At 61.1% G+C, this 19,229-nt stretch carries 15 protein-coding genes; 7 read left to right on the forward strand and 8 right to left on the reverse strand.

Going from position 1 to position 19,229, the window contains the following annotated elements; translation table 11 throughout:
• Positions 1-435: 435 nt before the first annotated feature.
• Both INT40_RS17665 and INT40_RS17670 read right to left on the reverse strand, forming a co-directional pair.
• On the reverse strand, positions 436-1,680 hold the full coding sequence (locus INT40_RS17665; protein WP_069600325.1) for an MFS transporter: 1,245 nt from the start codon (positions 1,678-1,680) through the stop codon (positions 436-438).
• On the reverse strand, positions 1,677-3,107 hold the full coding sequence (locus tag INT40_RS17670; protein WP_193096642.1) for a sodium:proton antiporter: 1,431 nt from the start codon (positions 3,105-3,107) through the stop codon (positions 1,677-1,679). Before INT40_RS17670 ends, INT40_RS17665 begins: the two co-directional genes overlap by 4 nt.
• Positions 3,108-3,394: 287 nt before the next feature.
• Here INT40_RS17670 and INT40_RS17675 point away from each other — a divergent pair, with 287 nt between their 5' ends.
• Entirely contained in the window at positions 3,395-4,825 is a 1,431-nt protein-coding gene (locus tag INT40_RS17675; protein ID WP_193070581.1) for a sugar porter family MFS transporter, read from the forward strand.
• 30 nt (positions 4,826-4,855) lie between these two features.
• Here the strand turns inward: INT40_RS17675 and INT40_RS17680 are convergent, their stop codons facing one another.
• From INT40_RS17680 to INT40_RS17695, 4 genes are all read right to left on the reverse strand, one after another.
• Positions 4,856-5,356 carry a DedA family protein gene (locus INT40_RS17680; RefSeq protein WP_193070399.1) on the reverse strand — a complete coding sequence of 167 codons (501 nt, stop codon included), beginning with the start codon at positions 5,354-5,356 and terminating at the stop codon, positions 4,856-4,858.
• 138 nt (positions 5,357-5,494) lie between these two features.
• The gene (locus INT40_RS17685) at positions 5,495-6,709 is read right to left on the reverse strand and encodes a metal-dependent hydrolase family protein (protein ID WP_193070398.1); all 1,215 of its coding nucleotides are present in this window, start codon (positions 6,707-6,709) and stop codon (positions 5,495-5,497) included.
• Between the two features lie 245 nt (positions 6,710-6,954).
• Complete coding sequence (locus tag INT40_RS17690; RefSeq protein ID WP_193096643.1) at positions 6,955-7,626, reverse strand: GNAT family N-acetyltransferase; 672 nt, start codon at positions 7,624-7,626, stop codon at positions 6,955-6,957.
• Complete coding sequence (locus INT40_RS17695; protein WP_101574786.1) at positions 7,623-8,939, reverse strand: MATE family efflux transporter; 1,317 nt, start codon at positions 8,937-8,939, stop codon at positions 7,623-7,625. The genes INT40_RS17690 and INT40_RS17695 overlap by 4 nt, the downstream gene beginning before the upstream one ends.
• Before the next feature lie 282 nt (positions 8,940-9,221).
• Between INT40_RS17695 and INT40_RS17700 the strand changes: the two genes are divergently transcribed.
• Positions 9,222-11,852 carry an HNH endonuclease signature motif containing protein gene (locus INT40_RS17700; protein ID WP_226831613.1) on the forward strand — a complete coding sequence of 877 codons (2,631 nt, stop codon included), beginning with the start codon at positions 9,222-9,224 and terminating at the stop codon, positions 11,850-11,852.
• A 40-nt stretch (positions 11,853-11,892) separates the two neighbouring features.
• On the opposite strand, the gene INT40_RS17705 is transcribed toward INT40_RS17700, so the two are convergent.
• Positions 11,893-13,092, reverse strand: coding sequence for an acetyl-CoA C-acyltransferase (locus tag INT40_RS17705; protein WP_193070395.1), 1,200 nt, complete (start codon positions 13,090-13,092; stop codon positions 11,893-11,895).
• 75 nt (positions 13,093-13,167) lie between these two features.
• A complete protein-coding gene (locus tag INT40_RS17710; RefSeq protein WP_101574784.1) occupies positions 13,168-13,911 on the reverse strand; it encodes an SDR family oxidoreductase in 744 nt (247 codons plus the stop codon).
• Between the two features lie 596 nt (positions 13,912-14,507).
• Between INT40_RS17710 and INT40_RS17715 the strand changes: the two genes are divergently transcribed.
• The 5 genes from INT40_RS17715 to INT40_RS17735 all read left to right on the forward strand — a co-directional run bounded on the left by INT40_RS17715 (position 14,508) and on the right by INT40_RS17735 (position 19,190).
• Positions 14,508-15,638, forward strand: a complete 1,131-nt coding sequence (locus tag INT40_RS17715; RefSeq protein WP_319020806.1) for an ABC transporter substrate-binding protein — start codon at positions 14,508-14,510, stop codon at positions 15,636-15,638.
• A 99-nt stretch (positions 15,639-15,737) separates the two neighbouring features.
• On the forward strand, positions 15,738-16,604 hold the full coding sequence (locus INT40_RS17720) for a branched-chain amino acid ABC transporter permease (protein ID WP_193070394.1): 867 nt from the start codon (positions 15,738-15,740) through the stop codon (positions 16,602-16,604).
• Positions 16,601-17,716: a branched-chain amino acid ABC transporter permease gene (locus INT40_RS17725; protein ID WP_193070393.1), complete on the forward strand. Its 1,116-nt coding sequence runs from the start codon at positions 16,601-16,603 to the stop codon at positions 17,714-17,716. Before INT40_RS17720 ends, INT40_RS17725 begins: the two co-directional genes overlap by 4 nt.
• Positions 17,713-18,486: an ABC transporter ATP-binding protein gene (locus INT40_RS17730; protein WP_101574780.1), complete on the forward strand. Its 774-nt coding sequence runs from the start codon at positions 17,713-17,715 to the stop codon at positions 18,484-18,486. The genes INT40_RS17725 and INT40_RS17730 overlap by 4 nt, the downstream gene beginning before the upstream one ends.
• Positions 18,486-19,190, forward strand: coding sequence for an ABC transporter ATP-binding protein (locus tag INT40_RS17735; RefSeq protein WP_193070392.1), 705 nt, complete (start codon positions 18,486-18,488; stop codon positions 19,188-19,190). The genes INT40_RS17730 and INT40_RS17735 overlap by 1 nt, the downstream gene beginning before the upstream one ends.
• Positions 19,191-19,229: the final 39 nt, after the last annotated feature.

Below are 19,229 nucleotides of genomic sequence, written 5' to 3' on the forward strand. Positions count from 1 at the left end.
CTGGACGACGCGGATGACGTCGTCGCGGAATTCTTTCGGGTAGGGCTGTGGCATGGTGTCTATCCTTCCAGGCTTGCCTATGAACAAGCCAGATTAGATGTCACCTAACCCTGCATCAGTCCCATGGACTGCGCTCACGACTCTAGGAAAGGTTGAAACGCCGGGACCAAACCGGGACCAGAATCATGCATCCCATGCATTGCATGACGTGAAATTGCCGTCGCAGGACCGCAGAAATCCCAGGTCAGAGTAATAAGAGGGCTTGTCGCCCACCTGGGGGTGAAGAGGTCGTGGGTTCAAATCCCGCTAGCCCGACCGTGTGATGTGTCGCGATATCGTTCACTCGATGTCGCGGCACATTTCTCATTTCTGACCCGGGCCCGGTCCACAATTTGGTGGCCGCAATACCGAACAGCCGCAATGCCGCTCAGCCGCTCAGTCTGAACGCAACGGCCTTCCGCCTAGTCGACCAGCGAAGACCATGGTGACGGCACCGATGACGATCAGGACCGACAGTCCCCACCGCAGATTGCCGAGACCGGCGATGACTCCGACCAATGGACTCGTCCCCAGGAAGCCGATTCTCATGATCCAGTTCACCAAGGTGACGCCTCCGGCCCGCCCCACTCCCGGAAGGTGGGCTGCGGCACCGAGAGCACCCGGGACGAGAGTGGCCGAGCCATATCCCATCATGCCGAGGCCGACCAACAGCTGGATCGGCTCGAACGCGGTGACTGCCCCGAGTCCGCCGAGGGCGATGAGTCCCCCGCCGAGGCGAGCGATCCGACCGGACCCGAATCGCTGAACTAGGATGTCGCCGCTGAAGCGGCCAAGGCATTGGCTGCCTATGACCACGCTGAAGGCGATTCCAGCTGTCGCAGCAGACATCCCGCTGAACTCGACAGCAGCCAACGCCGACCAATTGTTCGCTATGTCCTCGACCGCGGTGCCGCAGATGGCAACGACGGCCAAGGGCAGTGCCATGAGCAGAATGGCACGCCTCGAACTGGGTTGCTTCGCCCCTGCGCCTTCGCTGGAACCTGCCTCCGCGCTGGGACCGGCATCAACCTCGGCGATGTCATCGATACTGGAAGTCGCAGAACTGCTGCGAAGAACGGCATCGCCGATCAGTCGACGAGCGAGCAGGATCACGATGATGGATGCCACCGTGATCAGTGCCAGGTGGAGTCTCATGTCCATTCCATTGGCAGCGGCGATCGTGGCGAGGGCACCGCTGACGAGTCCGCCCAAGCTCCACAGCGCGTGCATAGACGAGAGGATGACGCGCGACAGACTCTCCTGCACCCCGATGCCGACAACGTTCTGGGCCACGTCCACAATGGCATCGAAGAAGCCGACGAGGAACAGGCAGATGGCCATCATCCACCCATTGACCGACCACGCCGTGGTGGCAGCCGACAGGCCCAGCAGCACGGTGCCGCCGACGACGACGGCGTTGGCTCCGAACCGTGAGATGAGGTGCGCCGGTACGACTGAGGAGACGATCGCGCCGAGCGCGAACGAGGCGACGACGAGCCCGAACTCCCAGGAGCTCAGCCCCAGCCGCTGGACCAGCAGCGGATACCACGGCAGCAGCGCCGCGAACACGAAACCATTGCAGCTGAAATAGAGCCCGACGCCGGTGATCGCGCGGGCACCGGCGCTGGGCCGAGGGCTCATTGGCCGGGCTCACTCGCCCGGTCCTTCGAGCCTGTTCCCTTCATCGCCTCGAGCCTGCCCTGCCGCATATTCAGACCCGCGCGTCCGAGCACAAGCAGAGTCACCAGCACGCCGAGGAGCTTCCACCACAGGCCGTCGGTCATGAACAGCAGCACCATCGCGGCCAGAATCGGAACCAGGTGGGTCATCGACCATCCGACGTACCCGCCGAAGCTGGGCATCATCACGTTGGCCGAGTCAGCAACGGATTTCACCATGAAGTTCGGCCCATTGCCGATGTAGGTGATCGCCCCGCCCATGACAGCGCCCAGAGACACGGCGATCAGCAGAGTTTCGGCGACGCCTGCCACTCGGGGCTCCCCCGGCACCTGAGAGGCCATTTCGAAGAACGTCACATACGTCGGAGCATTGTCGAGCACCGAGGAGAGCCCACCGGTGAATACGAAGAGTGAGATCTCATTGAGCGGAATCCGATGCGCAATCTGACCGAGGTAGGCCAGTGCGGGCATCATCGTGAGGAAGATGCCGATGAATAGCGCCCCGACCTCCAGAATCGGCGTCCACGTGAACTTGTTGAGATTGAACCGTGCACCGCGGTCTCCGAACAGGAATGATGCGAGTGCCGCGGCGAGCATCACGATTTCTCGCCAGGGAACGAATTGGGCGAGGCTTGCGTGCCCGGATTCGACCGCATGCATGTCGATCGAGGGGATGAACGCGACGGCGATGATGATGACGGCGAGGAAGGCGAGTCCGCTCGCCCCGCGCAGCCCCAGTTTGGTGGCGTACTCCGCATCCTTCGCCAGCCCCTCGGCGGGCTCCTTCGCATACATCTTGCGATCCAGGGCGTAGAAGCTGATCAGGAGCAGCGCATTGACGAACAGCCAATAGGGCCACAGTCCGAAGGTCCATTCGAACGGAACCCCGCGCAGCATCCCGAGGAAGAGGGGCGGGTCCCCCAGCGGGGTCAGCAGGCCTCCGCAGTTGGCCACGATGAAGATCGTGTAGACGACAGTGTGGGTCCGGTGTCTGCGGTCCTGGTTGGTGTTGAGGATCGGCCGGATGAGGAGCATGGCCGCACCAGTAGTGCCGATGAACGATGCCAGCACTCCGCCGATCGCCAAGAAGATCGTATTGTTCTTCGGCGTGGCCTTGATGTCGCCGACGAGGAAGATTCCTCCCGAGGCCACGAACAGGCTGCCGACCAAGACGATGAATTGGAAGTACTCCACCAAGGCTTCGGAGACGGTGAAACCGGCTCCGCCGATGACGAACCACACGGCGATGGGAACACCGAGGACCAACGCCACAATGAGCTTGACGAGATTGCGGTCCCAGATCTTCTCAGTGGCAGGAATGAGCGGCAGGACCGCAATGCATCCCAAGAGCAGAACGAAGGGGATGATACTCCACCAGGCAACAGCCATGCGGCGGTCCCTTTCTCATAGTGGTGATGACGAGTTCCACCGAGCTCGTCGACTGTGACGTGGCACTTACTCTACTGACATTTCGGCTCCGCTCCCCGCAGTCGCCCATTTCTCGGACAGTCGGTCCTTTCGGACAGTCGGGCTTCTCAGGCAGTCGTGTGCCGGACTTCCTCTCAGTGGCATACCCTGGGGTACAGCTCATCGACATCGCATTCGCACCAGGTGCCGAATGTCATTCACAGGAGGAGTCCCACTTGCCTCAGAACGACCCATCCCCCGACGGCAGACTGCACGGTCGAGAACGGGTGAACTCCCGGATCGTCGGAATCTCGCTGGCCGCTGCGCTGGGCGGGTTCCTCTTCGGCTTCGACACGGCTGTCATCAACGGCGCCGTCGACGCCCTGGCCGAGGAGTTCGCCCTCAGTGCCGGGCTGAAGGGGTTCGCGGTCTCCTCGGCGCTGTTGGCCTGCGCACTTGGTGCGTGGTTCGCGGGCTCTCTGGCCAATCGCTACGGCAGACTCCCGGTCATGGTCGTCGCCGCGGCCCTGTTCTTCGCCTCCGCCATCGGCTCGGGACTGGCCTTCGGGGTCACGGATCTCATCATCTGGCGTATGGTCGGCGGGCTCGGCGTGGGTGCCGCATCCGTCATCGCTCCTGCCTATATCGCCGAGGTGTCCCCCGCCCGGGTGCGCGGTCGCCTCGGTTCGCTGCAGCAGCTGGCGATCGTGACCGGTATCTTCGCGGCCCTCCTGTCGAATGCGCTTTTGGCCTCGCTGTCCGGCGGAGCCGCCGATCCTCTGTGGTTCGGAATCGAGACCTGGCGCTGGATGTTCATGGTCGAGGCGCTGCCGGCTCTGGTCTACGGGCTCATGGCTCTCGGCCTTCCGGAGTCCCCACGGTTCCTGGTTGCCCGTGGCAAAGAAGATGAGGCCGCACGAGTTCTGCGTGTCTTCACCGGAGTCACCGACACCGATTCTCTTATCGAACGGATCCGCGACTCGATCCGACGCGAAGACAAAGAGTCCTTCAAAGACCTCATCGGCAAACGGTTCGGCCTCAAGCCGATCGTCTGGATCGGAATCCTGTTGTCCGTCTTCCAGCAATTCGTCGGCATCAACGTCATCTTCTACTACTCGACGACGCTGTGGAAGTCGGTCGGATTCGATGAGTCCAGTGCCCTTTTGACCTCCGTCATCACCTCGGTGACGAACATCGTCGTGACGATCGTGGCGATTCTTCTCGTCGACAAGGTCGGGCGTCGCAAAATGCTGCTGGTCGGTTCGTTCCTGATGGGAATCTCTTTGGCCATGATGGCGGTGTCGTTCTCGTTCGCCGAACTCGCCACCGCGGCCGATGGCACCACCAGTGCTCAGTTGGGTGCTCCGTGGTCGATCATCGCGCTGATCTCAGCGAATGTCTTCGTTGTCGGATTCGGTGCCACCTGGGGCCCTCTGGTGTGGGTGCTGCTGGGCGAGATGTTCCCCAACCGGATCCGTGCCGGTGCCCTGGCTGTGGCTGCCGCAGCCCAGTGGATCGCGAACTTCGCGATCTCTACGACATTCCCGATCTTCGCCGATATCAGCCTGACCTTCGCTTACGGCTTCTACGCGTTCTTCGCGATGCTCTCGTTCTTCTTCGTCTGGTGGAAGGTGCCCGAGACGAAGGGAATCGAGCTGGAGGACATGACGGAGGAGCTCACCGTACATCCGCGCGACTGAATCCGCCGAGGCTGTGCCGGGGTGGCCTGGTCACGCCGGGCTATCGGCGGCGGGCTCGGTCTGCGCGTCCTTCTTCTTCAGCCCGATGAGCAGGCCGGCAATGGCCAGCACGAAGCAGGCACCCAATCCGACCGTCAGTCCAGGCTCAGCCTGGTAGGCGGTGGCCAAGGCCTTGAAGCCGATGAGTCCGACCGTCGAATAGATCAGTGCCCACAGCGAACCGCCGACGACGAGCGCGGGCAGATAGCGACGGTAGCTCATGCCGCTGGTTCCGGCAGCCAGATTGAGCACGGTCTGCACCCCGATCATGAGGAAGCTCAGGGCGATCACCGGTGCGCCATAACGCTCGATCGCGGCCTCAGCTTTCCGGTATTTCGGGCCGGACATGATCCTATCGATGCGTTCGATCTTTCGGATGCCTCTGCGCGCCAATCGTCCCAGCAGGAACGTTCCGCCTGCGCGGGCCAGGATGATGCCGAACAGGATGAGCCAGGTGACGACGATGGGAAATGACCAATTCAGAGGGTTCATCGTGACTCGTCGTCCCGGCCTTTGGCGCTGCACGGATGGTTTCGATTGCTCACGCCACGATTGTACGCCAGGTGAGGTTAGTCTGCCCTCACCTGGCGTCCTCTCGCCTCCCGGTACACAGCCGCCGGAAGTCTCGCCTCAGACGAGCTCGCCGCCCAGGTGCACCGAGCTCACTCGGGACTCGATCCCCTTAACGTCCTGGGTGCTGAGGTCTCCGTCGATGACCACGAGGTCGGCGAGCGCCCCCACTTCGATCCGGCCGACGTTGTCGTGGCCCAGGAGTTCTGCTGCGACGGACGTTCCGGCTGCGAGTGCTTCAGTCGTGGAGAGGCCGACTCCCGCGAGGAGACTGATCTCTTCCAGGTTCTCACCATGCGGGCCGACACCAGCATCGGTGCCCATCACGATCTTGACCCCCGCCTCATGGGCCTTCGCGATCGACTCATAGTGAGCCTCGATGACCGAGTGGGCCTTGTCGACCACGGACTGGGGCAGGGCCGAACCAGCCTCGGCAGCCTTGATCACTGCCTGCGGAGCCTGCAGGGTCGGGACCAGGAAGGTGCCGGCCTCGAGCATCAGGTCGATGGCTTCGTCGTCGAGGTAGATGCCGTGTTCGATGGAGCGCACTCCTGCGCGGACGGCGTTCTTGATTCCTGGTGCGCCCTGGGCATGGGACATGACGTGCGCACCTTGGGCGGCCGCCTCGGCGACGATGACGGCGATCTCCGCCTCGGTGAACTGGGAGTGTCGAGGATCATCTCGCGGTGAGAGCACACCACCGGTCGAACAGATCTTGATGTGATCGGCGCCGGCCCGTAGGAGCTCGCGAGTCTTGCGCTGCACGCCTTCGAGCCCATCGGCCACGCCTGAGGGCCGGCCCGGGTGTGGGGCGAGGAACGGAGAATCGGCGCCGGAGACCAAGTGGAAGTCGCCATGCCCACCCGTCTGGGACATGATGTTGATCGCGATCGACAGGCGAGGCCCACGGACGACGCCCGACTCGATAGCAACCTTCGCGCCGAGGTCGGTGCCACCGGCATCGCGCACGGTCGTCACCCCACCCTTGAGCGTCTTCTCCATATTCTGAACGGAGTTGTAGAACTGCAGCGAGAACGGATCATGGAACGACGAAGAGTTGTTGGCGCCTGTGCTCATCAGATGCACGTGGGCGTCGATGACGCCGGGGATGATCGTCTGGCCGGCGCAATCGACATAGCTGTCACCGGCATCATGTGAGCCCTGACCGCCCTCGGTGATCGCAGAGATCACTCCCCCGTCGACGACGACATCTCGCAGCCCGGCGAGGAACCTGGTTCCGTCGAAGACCTTGGCGTTCTTGAAGACTGTGACCATTGGCGTTCTCCTCATCATTTCATCATTGAAAATCGTGCGGGCGACGTGCTAAATGCCCGTGGTTCAGCTCTATCACGGACATCTGCGTCTCGTCATGCTCCGGCTTAAGAATAATGAAGTGCATTCACCCTAATGAAGATGTTCACGGTCCGAGACGCACCCCTGTAGGACGTCCTCCTCGACACTTCGGCCTCGCCGAGGTTGTCCGGCTGTAGCCTCGCCGAGGTTGTCCGGCCCTGGCTCGGTTACTTGAGCTGACGTACGAGGATGTCTGCATCCCCATTGCGTCCAACAGTGACGAATCCGTGGTCGTGGTAGAGGCGAGCCGCGCCGTTTCCGTCTTCGGCCGACAGGCTGACGGCAGGGAATCCGCTCATCTTCGCCAATGTGCACACGACTTCGAGGAGCATGCCGCCGATGCCCTGGGACTGGTGCTCGGGCAGGACCGCCATCGACAGTTCGGGAATGTCCGCGGCCACCCAGCCGTATCCGGTGAACCGCGACCCCACCTCGGCGGTGGTGCCGGTGGTGCCGGCGGTGGTGCTGGTGGCCTCGTTCGATTTCTCGATCACGGCATCGAATGCGGCCAGCCGCAGCCACGCGAGACCGACGATCTCTGGGGCGGATTCCCCGGCAGCGGAGTCTTCGGAGGATTCTCTTCCGTTCGGGGCCTTCGCATAGGCCGCGACCGCGATGTCACCGTCGCGTCCCCAGTCCTTGAAGTAGAAGGCTGCATCGTCACGCTCGCGGAGCTCGTCGACCTCAATCCGCGGTTTGTCCATCGACCAGTTGAAGCACAGGTCGAGGAAGGGCAGAAACACCTCGTCCGGGGTCTGCGCGCTCAACGGACGGATCCTCGATTTGAGTGCGGACCGGCGGCCCACCTCGGCGGACTCCTGATTCTGACGTTCGTTCATGAGGTTCCTTTCTCGACCGCCCGAGCGATCCACCTGCGGTTGCGCACGCGCCATCCCAAAGTCAGCGCACGGAGGCCGACGAAGCCAATGCAGAACGCAGCCCACAGTCCCAGAGCACCGGGCCAGTAGAGGACGATCGGAATCAGCAGAATCGCATATCCGGCCACTGCAACCAATTGTGCCAGAGCGAGATATCTGGCGTCCTCGGCTCCCATGAGGACACCATCGAGGACGAAGACATAGCCGGCGATGGGCATGCTCAGGGCGAGCACGGGAAGCAGGCTCGTCATCAGTGCGACGACAGCCGGGTCCGAAGAGAAGCCGCTGGGAATGATTCCGGCACCTGCGAAGAGGATGAGTCCGACGACGATGCCGAAGACGACGCCCCACAGACACAGCCTGCGATTGATCGCGGCCACCGCGTCGACCTTCCGTGCGCCCAGCTGCAGTCCGATCAGAGCCTGGCCGGCGATGGCCAGTGAGTCGAGGGCGAGCGCGAGGGCGAAGAAGAGGCTCTGGGCGACTTGGATTGCGGCGAGCTCGGTCGTTCCCATGGCCGTGGCGAGGAAGATGAGGATGATCAGTGCTGCGCGCAGGGACGCATTGCGCACCAACAGCCACCCGGAGGTCTTCGCCGAGGACAGCACCCCGGACCAGTCGGGCCGGAGCGTGGCGTGGAATCGTCGTGCCGCTCTGATCGAAATCACCACGTAGACGGAGCACATGCCGGCTTGGGCGATCACGGTGCCCAGCGCGGAGCCCGCGACGCCCATGTCGAGGCCGTAGATGAAGAGCGCGTTCAACCCGATGTTTGCGATGCATCCGGCCGCCGCCACCATGAGTGGTGTGCGCGTGTCCTGGAGCCCGCGCAGCAGCCCGGTGGCGGCGATGACGACGAGCATGAAGGGCAGTCCCCACCAGGAGATGGCGAGGTAGGAGTGTGCGCCCTCGGCGATCTCGGAGCCGGGCTCGAACGCGGCGATCAGTGGTTTGAGCAGGGGCAATCCGATGACCAAGAGCACCACCGAGGTGCACAGTGCGAGCCAGATACCGTCGAAGCCCGCATTGATGGCACCGGGGCGATCCCCAGCACCCATTCGCCTGGCGACCCGAGGCGTCGTGGCGTAGGCGAGGAAGATCATCAGTCCGAGGACGGTCTGCAGGATCGTCGACGCAATCGCCAACGATCCCAGAGCACCGGCGCCGAGGTGGCCGACCATGGCCGTGTCAGAGAGCAGGAAGATGGGTTCGGCGATCAGCGCTCCGAGGGCCGGAAGTGCCAGTCGGAGAATGTCTTTGTCGATCGCTGCCACAGACCGAGTCTAACGAATCGGGGCTCTGCCCTCCATGTCAGTGCCGAATGAGAGCATATAACAACAAGCACATCTAGATGATGATAGTGATCGACAAGCACCTTTTCGTGATGCTATAGAGGTCACTCGATAGTGAGTTTCGAGCATAACTTCTATTTTCTTTCTTTATTTATTCGAATCTCTCTATCTATCGGTTCTATTACCAGATATACTGCAGATAGGTGCCAATGCCATCAGACGCACTTCACAGAGCAGTGGAGAGGGGGCAACGCAATGAAGCACATGAACGACGACAGTTCGGACTCCGGTGCGCGTTCGGTCGACACCAGTTCGTCAGCCTCCAGTGGCCGTTGCCTCGATATCGACGAGGACTCCCCGTTCAGGGACCTTTCGGCCGTCTACGCCTGCAGCGACCAGGCGCAGTTTGCGGCGCTGGATGCCACCAGCGGCATCTTCGTCCGCGAGGTTGCGCACTACCTCGGACTTGCCGGCCCCGACCTGACGATTCCCTACGACTTCGCGTCTCTTGCGGAGACCGTTCTTCGTCGCTGCCGTAAACGCACCCGCAACGGTTCTACAACGAGTGCCACGGCAAGCGCCGACGCAGCCAGCACAGCAAGCGAGGACAGGGCTGATGGTAACGACGGCGCTGACAGTAACGACAATGCAGGTGACGAAGCTAGTGACGGCGAGACTGCGAATCGCGGGACTGCTGCGTCCGTAGGCGAACAATCTCCCACTGTCTCTACTCCGTCAGCTTCGAGCACATCGTCGGCCTCGGGCACCTCGTCAGCCCCGAGCGCCTCGTCGGCCCCGAGCCGAAAGAAGGACCGCGGAGCTGGCCGCAGAATGCGTCGTGAGCAGCGGGATGCTCGAGAGTATCCGGAGCCGCTTCCAGACTTCCCGGCATTCAAACCCTCGTCGACGTTCAATGGCTGGACGCATCAATACGCCTGGGCTGAAGACATCTGCGAGTATTCGACACTCCTCGGCGCCACCACGTCGGGAGCCTATAAGCACATCACCTCTGCGATGACTTTGGTGCACGGACTTCCGAAGTTCCACCAGCGTTGCATCGATGGTGATTTCACCATCGAACATGTCGCCTTCGTGACCCGTCGTTGCAGAGACGTCGCGTTCCGGTACCTGCCGAGCATTGATGACTACCTCGCCGACAGGCGAGCAGACATCACAATCGAAACGTTCAAGCGCTCTCTCGCACTGAAGATCGCGGCGACTCAACCAGCACAGGAAACCATTGAGAAGGTTGCGGTCCGCCGCCGGGTCGACATCAGCACGGGCGATGACGGGACCGCCTATCTCACTCTCACCGGGCCAGCTCCAGAACTCCACGCCTGCTACAGGAGGGTCGAAGCATTCGCTCGAGCCGTCTACAAGGGAAACATCGAAGCATTCGACGACCAGCTGAACCCGGACGAGAAGTTCGACGATGATCGCGGCATCGATGCGCTGATGTTCGACATACTCACTCGCACTCGACCCCAGCTGAAACTTCGCATCACCAGTAACAACACCACGACCGGGGACACATCAAGCACGGATTTTCCGATCGATGGCCTGTTCGCAGGACCTGACGGTGTCCCTATGTCGCCCGAGGAATCGATGCTCGCTTACATCGAACGAACCTTCGGACAGATGAGCGACGAGACGTCAGCACCGGCCGACGGCGACAGCCAGGAACATACTGCCAGTCAGGGACAGGCCGGGTCCGACTACTGGCTGCGCGACCCGCGCTTCTTCGAAGCCATGAACAACAGTCGACCGGCACCCGGTAAAGCTTTCTGGCCACCAGGAGCCGATCCGCAGACACCGTTCGACGCTGATTCCTCACCCCCGCATGACGGATCATCATGTGCCGTCAGTTACGAGGTTCTCCTCGACCTACCCACCCACGAATACTGGCTCTCCCATCAGGCTCGGACGACGATCACCGTCCCTATGCTCACGCTGCTCAGCGAAGTCCTCGGCGCCTCCGGTGACGATGCAAGCGCAGCAGCTTCTCCCACACCGGAGACGGAAAGCAACAGCGAATCCCCACCCGTAGACACTGAAAAGGCAGATGTGTGCGATTTGGCCGGGATGCTTCCTGACGGTTCTCCACTTCCAGCTGACATGGCGCGCAGGCTCGCCGCGTATGCATCGACATGGACACGTATCCTCACCGATCCGGCGACCGGCACGCCACTCGACGCAAAGGCAACCAGCTACACGATCCCCAACAGCATCCGCCAGCCCCTGGCAGCCCAGTGGATGAACTGCACGATGCCCGGATGCACCCAACGTGCCGAGCTCACAGAAGTCGACCACATCATTCCCTTTGACCACGCCAGCCCAAAGACCGGTGGCCACACCCGATTCGGGAACCTGCACAACCTCTGCAAACTCCACCACCAGGCGAAGACGGACCGGAAGTTCTCAGTCAGAATGACCGAACCTGGGCGGCTCGAATACATCTTCAGACACGGAATCACCACCGAGGTCATACCGCCCGACAATCCGATCAATGTCGAGCACGCCGAGCTCTTCGTCAAGTACTTCGCGACACCCCCACCTCAAACGACCGCCCCACCGCCGGCTGCGTGCTCGACAGATGTACCACCGCCAGGAGCCACCCAACCACCGGCTGACGCCCCGACGAAAGCTGCTTCCTCGAGGAGAGCTGCCCCTTCTGATGCGAAGGCTCCCCCGAGACAAGACGACCGACAGAAGAAGTCCGCGACGGCAGAAGAAAAGCCGCCGACCACGCAGTCACAAACTGCGCAGTCGACGACTGATCCTGCAGGGGAAGGCCAGTCCCCTTGCTGGGCCGAATACGTCGACCCCTTCTCCAGCCAGCCCGCTCAGAACACAAAGCAGTGGTTCTGGGACACAGGTGAGCAACCGCCCTTCTGACGGCTCGCCAGATGATGTTGCTTCAGCCGGCTACATTGGCTCAGCAGACTTCGAAGAGACCTGCAGCGCCCTGACCTCCGCCGATGCACATCGTGACGACGACATACTTGACTCCCCGACGACGACCTTCAATGAGCGCGTGACCGACAAGACGGGCACCGGTCATTCCGTACGGGTGACCGACAGAGATACCGCCACCGTCGACGTTGTACTTCTCAGGATCAATCCCCAAACGTTCACGGCAGTAAAGTGCCTGCACCGCGAAGGCTTCGTTGAGTTCCCACAGTCCGATGTCATCAATCGAGAGCCCCTGCGCCTTGAGCAGCTTGGGAATAGCGAAGACGGGCCCGATCCCCATTTCGTCGGGATCACAGCCGGCCACTGCCATACCTCGGTAGATGCCCAGCGGCTCCAAACCTCGGCGGCTCGCCTCATCACTCGACATCAGCACCGATGCAGAAGCGCCGTCGGACAGCTGCGAGGCATTGCCCGCAGTGATGCTCGGAACCTTCGACGCATCGCCGGGCTTGAGCACAGGGTTCAACCCCGCCAGGCTCTCCAACGTCGTCGAGGGGCGGTTGCCCTCGTCACGCTCGAGGGTCACCTGCTGAGTCGAGGTTTCCTTCGTCTCCTTGTCGACGACGATCTTCGTCGTCGGCAGCGACACGATCTCATCGTCGAAGCGGCCGGCCTCCTGAGCGGCTGCGGTCCTCTGCTGCGAGGACAGCGAATATTCGTCCTGCGCTTCACGACTGATGCCATACCGCTCAGCGACCACCTCGGCGGTGGCGAGCATCGGGTAGTAGATTCCGGGAACATGCTCGACCAGCCATGGGTCCTGCGCCCGGTACATGTTCATCTTGTCGTTCTGCACCAGCGATACCGACTCAACGCCGCCGCCGACTGCGATTTCCTGACCGTCAAAGAGGATCTGCTTCGCTGCGGTCGCGATTCCCATCAGCCCCGAGGAGCACTGACGATCGATCGTCATACCGGGGACTGTTGTGGGGAAACCTGCTCGCAGTGCCGCCTGCCGAGCGACGTTGGTGGACTGGCTGCCCTGCTGGAGTGCGGCACCGAAGACGACGTCTTCGACCTCGCCTCCTTCCAGCCCCGCGCGTGAGACTGCGTGGGAAATGGCATGGCCCGCCAATTCCTGGGCCTGAGTGTTATTGAACGCCCCTTTGTACGCCTTTCCGATCGGAGTTCTGGCGGTGGAGACGATGACTGCTTCGCGCATGACGAGCCTTTCTTCAGTGAGGTGCGTCGGACCTGAGTTCGCCGCGATGGTGGTGGGACCAGATTTCGCTCCGGGTCAGTCCTTCGGGCCTCCGGCCACATAGATGACCTGTCCGGAAACGAAGCCGGCACCCTCGGAGGCGAGGAATGATGCTGTGTGAGCAATGTCTTCGGGCTTGCCTGTGCGCGCCACAGGAATCTGTCCGACTCCTGCTGCGATGAAGTCCTCATAGTTCACGCCCATGCGCTCTGCGGTGGCTTTGGTCATGTCAGTTTCGATGAGACCGGGGGCAATCGCATTGGCGGTGACTCCGAACTTGCCGAGCTCAATCGACCACGTCTTAGTCATCCCCTGGATCCCTGCTTTGGCTGCAGAGTAGTTCGTCTGACCGCGGTTGCCCAGTGCGGATGTCGACGACATCGACACGATGCGCCCGAATTTCGCTTCGACCATGTATGACTGGACGGCCTTGGTCATCAGGAACGCCCCGCCGAGGTGAACGGAGAGGACCTTCTGGAATTCCTCGTGGGTCATCTTGAAGAGCAGATTATCCCGAAGAATGCCGGCGTTGTTGACGAGAACGGTTGGTGCACCGAGAGTCTCTGCGACAGTCTTCACAGCGGATTCGACGGAGGCTTCGTCAGAGACATCGGTATCTACTCCCAGCCCCTTCATACCTGCGGATTCGACAGCCTTGACCGAGTCTTCAGTAGGGCCCATGTCGAGGATCGCGACGTTCATTCCGTCCGATGCCAGGCGCTGGGCGATAGCGGCTCCGATGCCGCGGCCGCCGCCAGTGACGATTGCTGTCCGAGTCATGACGATTTTCCTCCGAAATGATGGTTCGTGGTTAGATTGCGGCGAGAGTGACCTGGATCTCCCTCTCGCAGCTTCCACAATAGACCACAAAAGTTACTGAACGATTGTTTGCTCAAAAAAAGAGGGATCTCGGCTCGCGCTCGGCCTCCACCCTGCTTCGACTCTGCTTCCTACCGCCTTCCGTTCGCTCCCTGACCGACCTGCGTCCGGCGACTGACCTGCGTCCGGCGACCGTCCGAGCTCCGGCGACCGTCCGAGCTCCGGCGACTCCGACAAAGACCACTGCAGAAGCACCCGCGCAGCGGACCAGGTTGCAGCGCGGTAACGCCGAGAGCAGAATCAGAGATTTCTATAAAGCGATTGACATCACATTTGATGATGTATAGGTTCCATTCTAAGCCTCAATCGAATAATCGTTCAGATAGGCTCCGGGCTTCCGTTCAGGCATCCCGACAATTTTGAGGAGCACTGTCGCTCCGTCTCACTTTTCAAAGGAGAAAAGATGACCTCAATCCCGAGAAGGGCGAGCCGTCCTGTGCTTGCTGCGGCCGTCATCGGCACATTTGCACTGGCACTCGGCGCGTGCGGTGGGGGCGGTGGAAGCGGCGACTCCGGCGGTGATGAAGTCGGTCGTCATCGGCTATACAGGCCCCCTGAGCGGCGGCGGCGCTGCCTACGGAGAGAACGTTCAGACGGGCCTTCAGATGGCTGTCGACGATCTCAACAAGGACGGGCTCGAAGTCGATGGGAAGAAGGTCACCATCGAGCTCAAGTCACTCGACGACAAGTATGCGCCGTCCACAGCGGCCAGCAACGCACAGCGACTGGCAGATCAGGACAAAGCCCCAGTCGTCGTCTCCCCCAATGCCGGCGCAATCAAAGCGATCCAGCAGATCAACGATGGGCGATCGAAGTTCATGATCTCCGCGTACACCTCGGATCCTGCAATCGTGCAGTCCGACAATCCGCTGACGATGATGATTCCGCCGAACTTCGAGTCGTATGCCAAGCCGTTCACCGAACAGGGAATGAAGCACGGCGGGAAGAAGCTGGCTTTCCTCGGCACCCAGAGCGAATACGGTCAGCAGTGGACGAAGGCGATCACGGACGAGTGGAAGAAGGCGAACGGCAAGATCGGGGCTGACAACAGCATTGACTACGCCACCGTGTCTGACTTCGCAGGCCCAGTCTCGAAGGCCCTGTCCGAAAAACCGGACAGCATCTTCGTCGGTGGTCCCTCGCAGCCGACCGCGCTGATCATGGAAGAGGCGAAGAAGCAGGGCTTCAAGGGCAGCTTCCTCGTGATGGACCAGGCGAAGCTCGACGAGATGGCAACCGTGACTAAGCTCAAGAACCTGACGAACTCCGTCGGGGTGCTTCCCGTCAAAGAATACAAGGATCCGGGTACAAAAGACTTCCTGAAGCATTTCGCGGAAGTTGCCGGTGACAAGAAGGTGGCGACCAGTGAGACTGCGCTGAACTATCAGAGCATCGCCATCATCGCCAAGGCTATGGAAGTCGCAGGCACAACCAGCGATCCGGAAAAGATCCGGGCTGCAGTGCCCGACGCCCTCAGCAAGGTCGATGACAAGTACAAGGTCAACGGCTTCCCAACCGAAATCTCGGATCAGGGCCATCTGGTCAACCCCGACCTGGATATCACTTATCTGAACAAGGACGAGAAGTACACGAAGGTTCCCGTCGACCAGGTATCCGACACCAAGTAGTCACCACCGTCTAGTCACCATTGTCGGCGCTTCCCGCAGCGGGGTATGAGCTTCATACCCCGCTGTGGCGCCGTCTGACGTCCTGTGAGGATTCGCTTCATGACCCTTTTCATCCAACAGCTCTTCAACGGCGTTGCGCTCGGCGGTGTGTACTGCCTTGCCGCGATCGGTCTCACTTTAGTCTTCGGCGTCCTGCGCATACCCAACCTCGCGCACGGTTCGCTGTACATGCTCGGCGCCTATGTCACGTACTTCTTTCTGACCACTGTAGGTGTTCCCTATGTGGCCGCCATCGGCATTGCAGCACTCGTCCTGTTCGTCCTCGGCGTGCTGCTCGAACGCTTGGTCTTCCACCCTCTGCGCAACTCTCCGCACACCCATCACATGATTGCGGCCATCGGCGCCATGTTCTTCTTCCAGGCCGTAGCACAGGCGATCTGGGGCGCCGACTTCCGACGAATGGAGACACCGATCTCCGGAAGCCTGCATATTCTGGGCGCCGAGATCTCCGCACAGCGCATCGTGATCATCGTGACTGCGATCGTCGTGCTCTCTCTGCTGACTTGGTTCATCAAACGCTCCATCCATGGTCAGACGATTGAAGCCATCGAGCAGGACAGAACCGGCGCGGCTCTGGTCGGAATCAACCCCGCCATGGTCTCAATGCTGACATTGGGTCTGTCCGCGCTTCTGGTCACCATCGCGGCCGGCCTCGTGTCTCCCATCAACCTCCTCTCCCCCACGATGGGTGACTCGCTCAACCTCAAGGTGTTCGCAATCATCATCCTCGGCGGGCTCGGATCATTGCCAGGTGCCATCGTCGGCAGCTTCGCTCTTGCGATAGCGGAGACGATGACCTCGACGTACATCTCTTCGGCTGTCGGCGAAGCAGTGGCCTTCGTCGTTCTGGTGGCGGTGCTTGCGATCAAACCCACGGGCCTGTTCGCAAAGGCGGTGCAGCGATGAATGCGCTGAAGAATCCCCGCATCCTCGGAACCCTAGCCGTGCTTCTCATCATCGCCCTGACTCCGGTGGCTTTCGGCGATGAGAATTACATCATGCGCGTGATCACCATCGGCCTGTGTTCGGCGATCGCCGTCTACGGAATGAACATCATCCTCGGCTTCACGGGACAGCTGTCGCTGGCCCAGGGCGGCTTCTTCGGTATCGGTGCATATGCAGTCGGTTTGCTGACAACCGATTTCGATTGGCCGTTCTGGCAGGCCTTCGTCGTCGGCGTGGTCGGCACCTCTGCCATCGGGTACCTATCCGGTCTGATCGCCCTGCGAACGAAAGACGAGTACTTCGCCATCTTCACGATGGCCATCGGCTTCATCATCTACCTGACCATCAGTCGCTGGGAGTCGGTGACGCACGCCCATTCCGGCGTCAACAATGTGAAATTCCCCGAGGCTGGGGACATCGTAGATTTCAGCAATCCGACGGCGATGTTCTATCTCGTCTTCATCATCCTGCTGGCAAGTGTCTACATCACCTACGCGATCCGTCGCTCGAGTGTGGGGCGCACGCTGCTGACGATCCGAACCAGCGAAGACCTTGCCGATGCGATCGGCGTCAATGTGGGGCTGAGCAAACAACTCGCCTTCGCCGCATCGGCCTTCTTCGGCGGCATCGGCGGTGGCCTCTACGCCTCCGTCGTCGGCTTCATCGGCCCGGACGCTGCAACCGTAGACAAGACCTTCGAGTTCCTGATGTTCATCCTGGTCGGAGGAATGGGCACCGTCGCTGGACCGCTCGTGGGCACCATGATCGTGACCTTCCTGTTCGAACTCTTCCAAGACTTCCAGGCTTACCGGTTCATCGTGCTCGGCCCCATCATCATCGCTCTTGTGATCTTCGCGCCCCGTGGAATCGTGGGGTATCTGGGAGGGTTCATCGACAAGCGAGCGCGAAAGCGACGAATCGGATCTGCCCGCAAGGATGGTTCTGCTGGAGCGAACGACTCTGACCAGGCAAACGGATCCACTCCTGCTAGGGGTTCGACCGGCACCGACGCTGCTGGTCGCCGGGGAACTGCTGCAGACACCATCACCACTACCGAGGAGGAGGAGAAGTGACGCTGCTCGAAATCAGAGGCCTCGGAAAACGCTTCGGCGGACTCGATGCCGTGAAGAACGTCGATCTTGATGTGCAGGAAGGACAGATCACTGCCGTGATCGGCCCGAATGGGGCCGGCAAGTCAACGCTGTTCAACCTCATCCACGGGTTCTACCGCCCCACCGCTGGGAGCGTATCCTTCAACGGTCGCGATATCACCCACTCGTCACCGCACAACTCGGTCAGCGGAGGAATCGCACGAACATTCCAGACGACGCACCTCTTCGACGACTCCACACTGTTGGAAAACGTCCTAGCTGGTCGCATCGTCCGTTCCAAGTCCAATGTCTTCGACGCGATCTTCCATACTCCGCGACATCGCCGCGAATCCGCACTCAACCATGACAAAGCTCTCGAGGCACTCGAATTCTGCGGTGTTTCCGAATTCCGCCACGATCTGGCGTCTAATGTCCCGCAGGAAGTGCAGAAGCGCACAGCTGTCGCCATGGCCTTGGCAACCGAGCCCGAACTGATACTCCTCGATGAACCGGCTGGAGGCATCCCCGAGGAGGAGACGACGGACTTCGGCAATCTCATTCGCTCCCTGCCCGGTCGCGGGGTGTCGGTGCTGCTGGTCGAACACAAGATGTCGATGATTATGGGGCTTGCGGACACGATCCTCGTTCTCGATCACGGTCAGAAGCTGGCGATCGGCTCCCCCTCGGAGATCCAGAGCAATCCGGACGTGATTCGCGCCTACTTGGGATCGACCCAGAATGAGGAGAACTGATGCTCTCGCTGGAGAACATAAGCGTCGGGTATGACGCGACCAACGTGCTGCACGGGGTGAGCATCACTGCCCAGCCCGGTGAGTTGACGGTGATCTTGGGTGCCAACGGTTCGGGAAAGACCACCTTGTTCAAGACCATCAGCGGACTTCTGCGCACTCGTTCGGGAACGATCGAATACAACGGGCAGACGATCCAACGAACGCGCCCGAACACCATCGTCAAACGCGGCATCGCACATTGTCCCGAGGGGCGACACCTGTTCGGGAAGATGTCGGTGGAGAAGAACCTCCGGTTAGGCACGTACCCGCACAGGGACCGCACCCGCACCGAGGAGATCCTGAGCGAAGTGCTCGAGCTGTTTCCTATTCTGAAGGAGAAGTCAGCCCAACCGGCAGGATCCCTGTCCGGTGGACAGCAGCAGATGGTGGCGATCGGTCGTGCGCTGATGTCAGACCCCAGTCTGCTGATCTTGGACGAACCGTCCATGGGACTGGCTCCCCTGGTTGTCGAGCAGGTGCTCGAGTCGATCGCACAGATCAACAGGAACGGAATCGGCGTGCTGCTCAGTGAGCAGAATGCGAAGGCGTCACTGGCAATCGCTCACCGTGGATATGTGCTGGCAGAAGGACGGGTCGTGCTTGCCGGTGATGCCGAGAAGCTGCTCGACAATCCGCAAGTGCAGGCGGCCTACCTGGGATTGTGAGCGCGGCGTGCGCGAACAGCCCGCGTGCTCAAACAGCCC

The sequence above is a fragment of the Brevibacterium sp. FME17 genome, from assembly GCF_014897515.1.
GTDB lineage: Bacteria > Actinomycetota > Actinomycetes > Actinomycetales > Brevibacteriaceae > Brevibacterium.